The following is a 12276-nucleotide window of genomic DNA, read 5'->3' on the forward strand; positions in this document are numbered from 1 at the left end:
CGTCAATGATCGAGAAGGCGGCGAGCGACAGCGGTGTGCACGGCTTCTCGCCGCGCTTCCTGGTCTCGGAATGGGAGAACGTGATCGACGCCTGGCGGATCGACAGCGCGGAAGCCTATGCCGACGTGCCGCGCATGGGCCGCAAGAACCGCCTGCGAGCGAAGCAGCGCGAGGCGCTGTGGCAGGTGTATTCGCGCGTGCGCGAGGTGCTTCGACAGAAGGCCCTGTTCACCCCGGCTTCGCTGTTCGACAGCGTGACACAGACCTATGCGGCGCGCGCGGAGAAGCCGTTCACCCATATCGTGGTCGACGAGGCGCAGGACCTCGGCGTTCCCGAACTGCGCTTTCTCGGAGCAATCGCGCCCGACAATCCCGATGCGCTCTTTTTCGCCGGCGACATCGGCCAGCGCATCTTCCAGCAGCCCTCTCCTGGAAGGGACTCGGCATCGACGTGCGCGGCCGCTCCTTCACGCTGAAGGTCAACTACCGCACCTCCCAGCAGATCAGGCAGACGGCCGACCGCCTGCTTCCCAAAACCATCCGCGACGATGATGGGTTGGAGGACGATCGCCGCGGTGCGGTATCGGTGTTCGAGGGGCTTGAGCCGACGGTGGTGATCGCCGAGGACGAGGCCGCCGAACGCGACACTGCTGCGGCCTTCATCCGAGAGTCGCTCGGAGACGGAATTCCGCCCGACCAGATCGCCATTTTCGTCCGTTCCGCGGCCGAGCTTCCACGTGCTCGCGCCATCGCCGAAGCCGCCGCACTGCCTTACCGCACTGTGACATCTCGAAAGCCCGGCGATGACACGGCCGCCCTGGTCGGCACCATGCATCTCGCCAAGGGCCTAGAGTTCAGGGCGGTGCTCGTCGTCGCCTGCGATGAAGGCGTTCTGCCGCTTGCGGCCCGTGTGGCGGACGTCGCCGACGAATTCGAGCTGGACGAGGTCATCGCGACAGAACGTCAGCTTCTCTATGTCGCCGCCACAAGGGCGCGCGACAGGCTGTTCGTTTCAGGGGCCGCGCCTGGATCGGAGTTTCTGGAATACCTGTTCGACGGACCCGAACAGGTTGAAGCGGTCTCCTCTCACTGATCCAGACCAGCTTGAGCCATTGGACCACAGAGCCTTGGATGGCAGTTTCAGGATGTCGGGCTGAATCCTTTGTGAGCCTGAGAGTTTTTTTGTGAGCCTGAGAAGACGAATCCTTGCCACCCCTTTGAAACCAAGGAGTTGGTAAGGCTCCCTAGGCGCGCAGCAGAAAACACGCGAATCCTTGAATCCTATCAATATCTTACCAACCTCCATCATGCGCTACTCCCTTGCGCCGCTGGCGATAGCCGGCCACCATACGCGCGCTACACGTGCGGTCACGGGCACCGAGGAGCGAGATGAAAAAGGACGGCGGAGACGGGAAGGCAGTCGCTGACATGCACGAACAGATTGTTGCCCTGATGGAGTACCTCCTGCTCCGCGATGGGTCATGATGACCGTGGCTATGGTCGCGACCCAAACCGCTACTTGAGGGACCGATATCGGGGGCGCTGGGTCCCTCAATATAAAGAAGGCCCTTCTGGCGCAAAGAGGCAACGGAAGCGCCCGAAGACCAGCAAAGGGGAGGCAGACCGATTAGCGCACTTCCTGAACTGGACAGACGCGAGCGGTTTCGACGTGGACCGAATGAGCTATGAGGACATCATTTCATATCAGGACGAAATGCCGTCACTTCGTCCCTCACTGCGGCGACCGACTGTTGACCCTGCAACTCGTAACCAACGAGCGGACGAAGCGACCTTCTACCTCATGTGGCGAGCCGATCGAGGCCTTCGCCCGACGTTCGATGTGACATCGAAGCTGACCAGGGTGCCATCCGAGGTCGGAAGGGCGATTTATTCGTATACGCGCGGACAGACCGTTTGCCACACTCGGGAGCTCGCCAGCATTGAGCGGATTAAGTGGGCGCTAAGGAAGATTCTTGCCGATGTGAAGCAGCACAATGGCATATATCCATTCTCCGCCGGCGCGCCAAAGATAGCGGATGTTCTGAAGCGGGCTGGGCTCAGCGAGCGATTTCTCGAGAAACAGGGCGGCAACCTCCTGCGGGAAAAGCAGAAGGCGCATTGCAAGAAGCTGATAAAGCGCGTTCTCCGCAGGGTCAAATCCGGGCGTTATTTTTCCCTCAAGGACCGTACCAGGCACCAGCATTCAGAGCGTTCCGCCAGTTGGTTGGCTCTACAGGCTCAACTTGTCGGCATAAAGCAGGCCTGGATTGAAGCGGAGCTTGAGTACATCGAGGCCCAGAACCGGGCCGGCGAGCTTGAGAAACTCGCGAACGACTTGCGAGCCGAAAACGATCGGCTGCTAGGCCTCCTGGCAGACGCTGGAATCCACATTCTTAGCTAGCGTCGCTTCTCCATCCGGCAGATCGGCCCAGAGCCCGTTCATCACCAACAACTCCTTCCGTCGCCGCCCCGGCCGTGGGTGCTCACCCCATCGAAAGAGCGTCGGCCGGGAGCAATCTCCGTTATCTCATAAAGCGCCGCTTCACGAGTAGTTTTGCGAGTAGGAACAGCGCAATCCCTTCCTGCGCCTGGGTTCTGGCACCAGGGTATGTATGGAATTGTGGAACCGCCAACAATCGACTAGCAGGGTTCAAACCTCCCTTCGAGTTGAGTGGGATGGTCTACCAGCCGTCTGGCCGAGGCCCTATAAGCAACCCGCAAGTGCGGAGTACATACCGACGCCCTGCCGAGATACATATCCGCTGCGTTTGAGAGGAATCCGGTATTGCCTCTGTGCCTGGCGATGATGCGCCACCTGAAATCCCCTGACCTGTTTGGCGCCATCGATCGTCTGCCGGCACTCGGCACGCTGGTTAGCGAGCGGACATTTGTGGTCCTCAACCCGTCGAGCGGCGAAGTGCTGGCAGAACTTCCCGACATGGGCGTGGAGGAGACCCGCGCTGCGATCGATAGGGCCCATGTCGCGCAGCCTGGATGGGCGGGGTTGACCGCCCGAGAACGCAGTGACGTTCTGTGGCGATGGCATGAGCTGATCACTGACCACGCCAGCGATCTTGCCGCGATACTCACTGCAGAGATGGGCAAGCCGTTTGCCGAAGCCAGGTCGGAGGTTTCGCATGCGGCAGCGTATCTGCAATGGTACGCCGAAGAAGCCAATCGCGTCTATGGCGAGACGATCCCCGCACCGTCGACAGACCGTCGCATGCTGGTGATCAAGCAGCCCATCGGTGTAGTCGGCACGATTACCCCGTGGAATTTCCCAGCGTCGATGGTGGCGCGCAAGATCTCGCCGGCCTTGGCGGCGGGCTGCGCGATCGTGCTCAAACCTGCTGAACAGACGCCGCTCGTGGCAGGTGCAATGTTTGCCCTTGCGCACCAGGCCGGATTTCCCGACGGCGTCGTCAACCTGGTCTATGCGTCCGAAGCTGATGGCGTTGGACGCGAACTCTGCTCCAATCCCAAGGTCCGGAAGATCAGCTTTACAGGCTCGACTGAGATTGGCCGGCTGCTCATGCGCCAGTGCTCCGATCAGATCAAGAAGGTTAGCCTCGAGCTCGGCGGCAATGCCCCTTTCATCGTCTTCGATGACGCCGATATCGACGCTGCCGTTGACGGCGCGATCCAGGCGAAGTTCCGCAACGCCGGCCAGACTTGCGTTTCAGCGAACCGCCTTTACGTCCAATCGAGCGTTCACGATGAGTTCGTCGAGAAGTTTGTAGAGAAAGTCCGGGACTTATCGGTTGGCGACGGCTTCGCTGCCGGAGTGGACATCGGACCGCTCATCGACATCCATGCTATGCGCAAGATCGAGTCCCACATTGCAGATGCCGTTGCCAAAGGGGGCACAATTCGATGCGGGGCCGAACGTATCGGCAAGGATGGCACCTACTTCGAACCAACAGTCCTCACCGAAATTTCCAGCATCATGGCGGTTGCGCAAGAGGAGACTTTCGGGCCGCTGGCGCCGATCATTCGCTTCCACGAGGCGGATCAGGTTGTGCGTGAGGCCAACGACACGATCTACGGCCTCGCCGCCTATTTCTATGCCTCGAACCTGAAGCGTGTCTGGCGCGTGGCCGAGGCATTGGAATATGGCATGGTCGGCATCAACACGGGGCGTATGTCTTCGGAAGCGGCGCCCTTTGGCGGGATGAAGCAGTCCGGCATCGGACGGGAGGGGTCCCGCCACGGGCTCGAAGACTACCTCGAAATGAAATACCTCTGCATAGGCGGAATCTGATCTCTCATGTGGATGGACATGTCAGGCGCAGAATGAACCAAAGGGATGATCGAGCGCTTTGCGAACCTTCTTGCGGCTGGTTCGGGTCGTCTATCGCGCCGGCCTGCGCGCCTTAAGTATGCATCTAAGCGCCCAACTACGTTGAACCGCCTCGACGGCGACGAGCCAAGGCGCGGTACCGGACGGTACGTTGCTCACCCTATCCCACCGCGGCGAGCGCCCGATCCTTTGTCCAGCTCCGATGGAAAGCCGACATCAAACAGCGCTTGGCCGTAGCGGCTCGCGTAAGCCAAGAACACGCCGATCTGGCTGTTCTCGATCCGACCCGCCGTTCCCGAGTACTGACGCGCCACACCGGCGGTACGATCGCCCGTCTTCACAAAGCCCGTCTCATCGACGATCAGGACGCATCCTCATCGCCCAACGCCTCCACCACATAATCGCGAACCTCGTCTCGGAGCCGATCAGCATCCCAGTGGCTGCGCCCCAACAGCGACTGCATCCGACAGGGCCGCCCCGCTCCGGACTGCTCGGGCCTTCAGCCAGCCCGTCTTGCGCTCAATGCCGGAAAGAAGGCCGTCAAGGAAATCTGCGCCCGTATCTCGCAGCTCACGACGAGGAAGCACCCGCCCAAGCCGCGCCTTCAGCGCCGAGAGCTCCTGCTCCCAAGCCAACAACGACCCTGACCACGAAGCGACAGACATGCTTCCCTCCATACGATCGTCCATCAGATGCACTGACACAGCGAATGTCGTCAACCCAACGGTGCAGCGCGTCCGCCGGCGAGCGGATGACGCCACGACAGTTTTTACGCCGCAACCTCCTTATTGCCGCACAAGCAATTGAGCGCCCTTCGCGCATCGCTCTGAATCGGTACAGTCGCCGGCATTCTCGCCTGGAGAAGATACACTAGACGTGCCCAGGCCGCGCATCCACGAGAGACATTGAGGGGTGAGATCCAATGATTGTAGCGCATCTGCTCGACATGGACGGGGTCCTGGTCCGGGGCGGGCAACCGATTGCTGGCTCGGTCGACTATGTCGCCGGGCTAGTCGCTAAGGGTGAGCCGTTTCAGATCTTCACCAATAACTCGCGCTTCACGCCCGAAGATCATGCCGAGCGTCTAAGAGCAGTTGGCTTCGCCGTGCAGCCAGAGCACATCTACACATCGGCGCTCGCCACTGCGCGGTTCGTGGAACTGCAAAAGCACGGATCATCTGCTTATGTCATCGGCGACCACGGTCTGGTCGAGGCCCTGCGGCAGGCAGGCTGCCGGATAACCGAGTTTGCCCCGGAGTTCGTGGTCCTCGGAGACACCACTTCGTACCACTACGAGCAGATCGCAACCGGCGCCGAGCTTGTGGCGAAGGGCGCGCGCTTTCTCGCCACCAATCCGGATGCGACTGGCCCGACCGAGCGGGGCTCCCATCCGGCCTGCGGTGCAATCGCAGCGCTGATCGAGAAGGCCACCGGCCGTCAGCCCTATTTCGTTGGGAAGCCGAACCCGTTCATGATGCGCAACGCGCTCGACCGGCTAGGAGTGCGAGCTGTCGATACCATCATGGTCGGTGACCGCATGGACACCGACGTGCTCGCCGGGCTTGAATCGGGCCTGAAGACAGCCCTTGTGCTTACTGGGGTGACGAAACTGGCTGACATAGAGCGGTTTCCATTCAGACCGGACCACGTGGTCGAGTGCCTTGCCGATCTGGGCCAGATCATCGTGAACCAATAAGCCGAACGCACCCCTACACGAAGACCGAACGCTCCGTCTATGTTCCTAATGCCAGCCGTCAACCTGGGCAATTATCTGGAGGAACAGCTGGCCGCATCCAGAAAAGAAGTTATAAGCGTGACAGCTTAGTCGAAGTACACCCATGTAGCCCAATGCAGGCCGATCTTGGCCTCTATGAAGCAAGAGTCTTGGACCGAAGAGTCTCACGCGCCGAAGTAGGCTACGTCCAGCGAATGGGTCAGGTTGGATCGAGCCAGATGCGTTCGCTGCGACACTCACGCCCGACACCGCCTTCGTTTCTGTCATGCTGCGAAGGACGAGACGGGTGTCGTTCAACCCATTGGAGTTTTGACCGATATCGTCGCCGCCTCGCTCCGGAGGTGATGCTACACGTGGGCGCCACGCAGGTTGTTGCTCGTATACCCATCGATCTGAGGACGAGTTCGTCGAAGTCGATCTGCTCTCCCTACTCGGCGCATAATTCCAAGGCCCGAAGGCGTGGGCGCGTTGCACCTTAGGGAGGGTTGCGCCTCGAACCGCTTTTTTATGGTGAACAGGAGGACGGGCGACAGGGCGGGACGCTGAACAGCGCAGCAGCCGCCGGACTGGCCGTTGCTGCGGAACAGGCGGCTCGGCGGCTGCGTGTAGCGAGTGGCATCGAAGCCCGTCGAAACGAGTTTAAACGGGGGTTGGCAATCCGCCTGCCGCAAGTACGCTTTTATGGGATTCGAGCACCGCGCCTTCCAAATACGTGCTCTTTGATCATCACGTGGTGTGAGGCCGATGCGATTGTCGAGCGCCTGGCGAGGCGCGGAATCTGTCTGTCCACAGGCTCCGCCTGCCGCGCTGGCTTCACCGCTCCGTCGCATATGCTAACGACGATGGGGATCAGCTATGAAGATGCTAAGTCTACGCTGCGAGTGAACCTTTCCACATTGTCCAAAGGGATCTCGAGTTGGCAATGGCCGAAATAGTCGCTGCCGTGAATACCGAGCCACAACGACCGCGCTTGAAGTCTGACAATTCTTCTAGCCCTTGCGCTTCGTTCACGTAATCATAGCAGACGCAGCGACAAGTTCCGCCTCCTCGACTGCCTTTCGGCACCAGTCCGCATAGCCGGACGCGAAACATTGCGCCTCTAATTGAAGTTCCAAACGCGAGTGCGTCTGAACACGCATGCCCGGCAGGAGACTGAGCTCGCTGCCGGGCCGGGTACGCCTTGGGAGGTGGCGTAATTCAGCGACTCTCGTGGAGGTGGAACCACTCAGTCCGCGCGTTTTGCTGAATAGCCAGCATACACCATGCCACGTCAAAACGCGTTTAAAAACACCCGAGGGTCAGGTTCCTGTACGTTGCGTACTCGCCATTGTCTGCTATCGGACAATGCGAACGTGCCTCTTGGCATCGATTGGCCTCAACCAGAGCGCCCCCGCGAAGGCCGTTGGCTGCCATGTCGACCATGCCAATCGGTGGTGACGGGTTTTAGCTTCGAACGATGACGCACAGGGCGGACTGTCACCTTTTAAAAAAGGAAATCTCTGTACCCTCCATTCATGAGCCCGCGGCCGCGAGAGACGGCGCGGCGAATGCGGTCGCGCAGATGATTGCGAGGATCCCTCCAGTCGGCATCGGCGCGCCGTTGACCAACCAGCGCTTCGGCGAGCTCGCGATGTGACGCTCCAGCAAGTGAACCGTCGAGCGCACGAAGAACGAAGGTCAAACGGGGACCGCGTCTTTCCGGCGGAAACAAGCGGGCGGGCAGGTGTTGACCCAGACTTAGAGCATTGAGGCACTCGAGCGCCCTCAGGCGGGGCTTCGAAAGCATTGCTGGCCAGATCGCCTCGGTACGGAGGCAAACAGGGTGCAAGATGTCCGCGCCAGAGACGGCGAGCTGGAGCGTATGCTCCGTATGGCGAAGAAGAACATGCTGGCTTTTGTCGGGCGACAGCAGGACCGTCGCACGACATGGCAATGCCGAGAGATCGAACGGCAATGTCGCCCACGATGCTGACAGCTGTTCTGCGATGACCGGCAGCACATGGACGCACCAGATCGGAGACCAGAATAGGAGCGAATTTCGCCCATAGGACTCGGCGAAACAGGACACCCCAGCGCGACAGGTCACCGGCCGACGCGACCACGTCGCGAAAGGGTTGCTGAGACAGAATATTGGCCTGCTGGCTCGCAGCCGTCACATCACGCTGGAATGCTGGATTGCGGCGTAAGAACTCCCAGGCCCACTCGCGCGGCGTCAGACCAGCGGTGTAATCGTATGATCTTTCGTCCCGCCAATCAGCCTCGTCCGTCACAGTCACGAGAGCTGTAGGCATGACTGTGCTCCCCTGCCCGCCCGCAGGGAGGTCGAAACACCATGCCACATGGCAAGACAACGGCGGCGAAGGCACCTGAGGTCGTTGGCGGCATTTCGTCGAAGCGTGTCCCATTGGCACTGTCGATGGCGTAAGGCGTCGCAAATAGCGACCAGGCCGTCGAACCCGCGCAGCGACAGCCAGCAAGGGCGGAGCACGCCAAGGGAACAGCGGTGAGCGGCTCCTGCGCCGGTCAAGACGTGGCCTAAAGGCGCAGTCGCGCAGCGGTGGATTGCACGCTCCGTGTGGGAAAGTTGTCGTAGCGCCGGCGCTATAAGCTCAGTCATTGGCAGGTCTCCTCGGGGGAAATTTCCGCCATTGGAGGCCAAGTTTCAGGGTATGGCAGCCTGTATAGGTGTACAGGTTGAGCCGACTGTTCAGTGGGCGCGCCAAACGATCCGGCGAGGCGCGCAATTGCTTTTGGGGTGGTGCTCACGCCCGGGTTTTGCGAGCGGCATGGAGATGGAGTGCGGCCGGGGGCCACTTGCGCCTGCTGCAGCCGTTTTCCAGACAGACTTGTCCCAGGCTGCCTTTGGTGCGGGCGTACAACTCGCAGCGCCAGCCAAAGACCGCCGATCATTGGCCGTCTCGCATTGGTAGTACGCCGAGCCGGAGCTTCCCCTGTCTCCAGACCCTATCGTACCTTGCATATTGAACGACGGTCGCCAGCAGCTGAATGTAGCTCGCGACCACTCCCATGTGTTCGTTCGAACGCAGCTTGCTGGCGCGAACGGCAGACTTAAAAATGCAATCAACGGGACGGTTCAGGCCAAGCTTGCTGGCAGGGTTGGATAACCATCAGCTCGGCCAAGCGGCGCTCCATCCCTTCCTCGGATCTCCGATTCGTTGCCGCTGGTGGCCTCTAGAGAGCAACAGAGGCAGCCGGCTGGTCGCTCACGGCGGCCATCGCCTCATGATGTCTGCCATTGAATCCCTGTGCGAGAAGCCTTCCGAAGCGAAGATGTCAGGGGCCAACCAAGTTCATTGTGAGCTTCCCTGCTTGAGCTCTCCGCGGCGTCACCGAACTCCCCGCAGGAGGTCGATCGGGTGATTGCGCGGTGCGCTCGTTGTCGGATTCTCGACAATGTCGGACATGTGACACAACGCTCCAGAGAGATCGCATTGTTCCGTAACGATTTTCCCAGTTGGCACGACGGATGCAGTCCTATACGCAAAAGCACTGCGACGCGGCACCGACTGAGAAGAACCCACTGATGATCACAGTTTTCCCACATGCGGGCGCCCCCGCAAGCACTCAGCGTACCCGAGCAGATGGAAGCCATTGCGCCTTCATTCGTCCGGTTGTCCGGACATGAGCGAATTCGATTTCCGGCCAACGCTGAATGCGCCTGACGATGACCCCCATCTTTGGCTTGAAGATGTAGAAGGCGAACGGGCACTTGCGTGGACGGCCGGCCAGTCGGCAAAGGCCCTGAAGCACTTCGGTGGAACGCAGTTCGAGCGCGACGGTGCGGCGCTTACAGTGATTTTCGATCGTCCCGACCGGACTCCCCTGGTCACGCGCCGCGGTCAATACCTCTACAATTTCTGGCAAGATGCTGGCAATCCGCGAGGACTGTGGCGCCGGACCACTCTTGCCCTCTACATGAAGGCGGATCCCCAATGGGAGCTACTGCTCGATCTGGATGCCCTCGCGGCTAGCGACGGAGAGGACTGGATCTGGAGTGGTGCTTCGATCGAGCCGGAGAGACGGGAAAGAGCCGTTCTGCGCCTGTCGCGCGGCGGCAGCGATGCGGTCGTGCATCGCGAATTCGACTTAGGGTCTCTGAGCTTTGTCGCCGACGGTTTCGATCTCCCCGAGGCCAAAGGCCGCATTAGTTGGCTGGACCCTGACACGCTTCTGCTTTCCAGTGCGCTTGGTCGGGGCATGGCCACCCGCTCCGGTTACGCCCGCACCGTGCGACTGTGGAAGCGCGGCGCGGATCCCCTCACCGCGCCGGTAATCTTCGAGACCGGTTCCGAAACCCTCGGCGTGTCTGGCCATCGGGACCGTACCGCCGAGAGCGAGTGCCTGTGGTTCGTTGAGCAGCTGGCCGGGTTAGAGCAGATAGTCCGCATTGGCGATCGAAGCGGGCCGAAAATTGAGATCGGCCTTCCCAAGGACGCCTGGTCGGCCAGCTTCGGCGATTGGCTGGCGGTAAAGCCGCGCAAAGCATGGACGGTTGGCGGGACGACCTATTGCGCCGACGCGCTGATCGGCATTTCGCTTTCCTCTTTCATCGCTGGCGAGCGTCGTTTTAGTACCCTGTTTGAACCGGCCGAGAGGCGCTCCCTGCAGTCATACTTCTGGAATGACGGGAAGCTCATTATCGCCTACCTGGCGAACCTCGTTCCGAGATTCGAGGTGTTCACCCCGGGCCCGCAGGAATGGACGCGCCGAGCCCTGGACGCCGTGCCGGGGCAAGGGGCTGTTCACCTCTGGTCACTCGACGCGGAAGATCACGAGACCAATGGAGAGGTCCTGGTTTGCGCGCAGGATCCGATCACCCCGCCGCAGCTTTTCCTGTTCGATCTCAACGCCGCGCCGCCTCTCAGCGCTTCAGTAATCCTGAAGCGCAGTCCGGAGAATTTCGACGCATCCGGGCTGGTGGTCACACGCCACGAGGCAGTCTCGATCGATGGTGAGATGATCCCTTATACGCAGGTCGGACCGGCGGAGGGGAACGGAGATGCCCCGGTTCACCTTTCCGGCTACGGCGGGTTCGGCATATCGCTCCTGCCCTCCTATAACTCCTGGCTCGGCAAGCTGTGGCTCGAGCGCGGGGGCACGTGTGTGGAGGCGAACATCCGTGGGGGCGGCGAGTTCGGCACCCGCTGGCACGATGCCGGGCGCAGGGAGGGCAAGCGTCTCGCCCATGACGATTTCGCCGCCGTTGCCGCCGACCTCGTGCTAAGGGGCATTACGCTGCCGAGGCGGATTGCCGCCGAGGGGGGCTCGAATGGCGGCTTGCTGATCGCCAACATGCTTACCCGCTATCCTGAGCATTTCGGCGCGCTGTTCTGCACGGTTCCGCTTGTCGACATGCGCCGCTACACCAAGCTCTTGGCGGGCGCGAGCTGGATCGACGAATATGGCGATCCCGACAATGCTGACGATTGGGCTTTCCTGAAGGAAATCTCCGCCTATCACACTGCCACGCCGGGACAGCCCTATCCGCCTATCCTGCTCGCCACCATGAGACGCGACGACCGCGTCCACCCGGGCCATGCGCGTAAGATGGCCGCAAAACTGCAAGCTCTTGGCTATCCCGCTTACTTCTACGAGCCCAGCGCGGGTGGACACGGCTACGGCAAGGACAATCGGGAGCGCGCTGCATTCACTAGTCTTGGCATCAATTTCCTTCGCAGCGCGATCGGCTGGCACGCCGATATCGTTTATTGACGCCCGAGAGCCCGACAAAACCAAACTACGAGTACAGGTCCATGGCTGCAACAAAGGTGAAAATAATGCGGGCACTGCTTGCGCAAAATGCGCCAGCGCTCTGTCGATCTCAACCAATAGAGCCAGACACTCAGTTCAGTCTACTTTTCTGAAGAGCAAGGAGAAATACCATGGCAACAAAGCGAATGAACCTGGCGCGGGGAGTAGCAGCAGCCGTCGTCCTGATGCTGCTGGCACAGCAGTCTGTAGCGGCGGACGATCCACCAATCCCGTGGTGCGTCGCTCCGCCTCCGCCTCCCCCTCCCCCTTACCCATGCCTCTACAACACCAACCTAAGCGCCAAGCTCTTGGCAGATCCGCCTGCGCTCATCGGGGAAATATTCGGGCTACGTTAACGCGGTGCCCGGCTCCGGTCTTTCGTATTCCAACAGCGTGACGCCGGAACTCGATATTTCGTATTTCTTCACGGACAACGTCGCAGCCGAGCTTATCCTCGGCACCACCTATG

At 60.7% G+C, this 12276-nt stretch carries 8 protein-coding genes and 3 pseudogenes; 8 read left to right on the plus strand and 3 right to left on the minus strand.

The genetic code is table 11. The annotated features are described in order from the left end of the window. The first annotated feature begins 5 nt into the window (after nt 1-5). The 4 genes from AC0L2Y_RS32770 to AC0L2Y_RS32785 all read left to right on the plus strand — a co-directional run bounded on the left by AC0L2Y_RS32770 (nt 6) and on the right by AC0L2Y_RS32785 (nt 4261). Nucleotides 6-476: a UvrD-helicase domain-containing protein gene (locus tag AC0L2Y_RS32770; protein WP_473562114.1), complete on the plus strand. Its 471-nt coding sequence runs from the start codon at nt 6-8 to the stop codon at nt 474-476. Further along, on the plus strand, nt 452-1093 hold the full coding sequence (locus AC0L2Y_RS32775) for a 3'-5' exonuclease (RefSeq protein ID WP_473562115.1): 642 nt from the start codon (nt 452-454) through the stop codon (nt 1091-1093). Before AC0L2Y_RS32770 ends, AC0L2Y_RS32775 begins: the two co-directional genes overlap by 25 nt. Nucleotides 1094-1678: 585 nt before the next feature. Further along, a complete protein-coding gene (locus AC0L2Y_RS32780) occupies nt 1679-2401 on the plus strand; it encodes a hypothetical protein (protein WP_473562116.1) in 723 nt (240 codons plus the stop codon). Between the two features lie 402 nt (nt 2402-2803). Then, a complete protein-coding gene (locus AC0L2Y_RS32785; RefSeq protein ID WP_473562122.1) occupies nt 2804-4261 on the plus strand; it encodes an NAD-dependent succinate-semialdehyde dehydrogenase in 1458 nt (485 codons plus the stop codon). 254 nt (nt 4262-4515) lie between these two features. Here AC0L2Y_RS32785 and AC0L2Y_RS32790 read toward each other — a convergent pair. Next, nucleotides 4516-4965, minus strand: a pseudogene (locus AC0L2Y_RS32790) (IS701 family transposase); the annotation flags it as partial. A gap of 257 nt (nt 4966-5222) precedes the next feature. Between AC0L2Y_RS32790 and AC0L2Y_RS32795 the strand changes: the two are divergent. Both AC0L2Y_RS32795 and AC0L2Y_RS32800 read left to right on the plus strand, forming a co-directional pair. Continuing rightward, entirely contained in the window at nt 5223-5996 is a 774-nt protein-coding gene (locus AC0L2Y_RS32795; protein WP_473562117.1) for an HAD-IIA family hydrolase, read from the plus strand. A 524-nt stretch (nt 5997-6520) separates the two neighbouring features. Further along, nucleotides 6521-6970, plus strand: a complete 450-nt coding sequence (locus tag AC0L2Y_RS32800; protein ID WP_473562118.1) for an aminotransferase class V-fold PLP-dependent enzyme — start codon at nt 6521-6523, stop codon at nt 6968-6970. Nucleotides 6971-7518: 548 nt separating this feature from the next. On the opposite strand, the gene AC0L2Y_RS32805 is transcribed toward AC0L2Y_RS32800, so the two are convergent. After that, a complete protein-coding gene (locus tag AC0L2Y_RS32805) occupies nt 7519-8034 on the minus strand; it encodes a DUF2285 domain-containing protein (protein WP_473562119.1) in 516 nt (171 codons plus the stop codon). 115 nt (nt 8035-8149) lie between these two features. Further along, nucleotides 8150-8440, minus strand: a pseudogene (locus AC0L2Y_RS32810) (transcriptional regulator domain-containing protein); the annotation flags it as partial. 1237 nt (nt 8441-9677) lie between these two features. Here AC0L2Y_RS32810 and AC0L2Y_RS32815 point away from each other — a divergent pair. Further along, nucleotides 9678-11768, plus strand: coding sequence for a prolyl oligopeptidase family serine peptidase (locus tag AC0L2Y_RS32815; protein WP_473562120.1), 2091 nt, complete (start codon nt 9678-9680; stop codon nt 11766-11768). A gap of 336 nt (nt 11769-12104) precedes the next feature. After that, nucleotides 12105-12276: pseudogene (locus AC0L2Y_RS32820) on the plus strand (OmpW/AlkL family protein); the annotation flags it as partial.

Source organism: Mesorhizobium sp. WSM4830, from assembly GCF_055811495.1.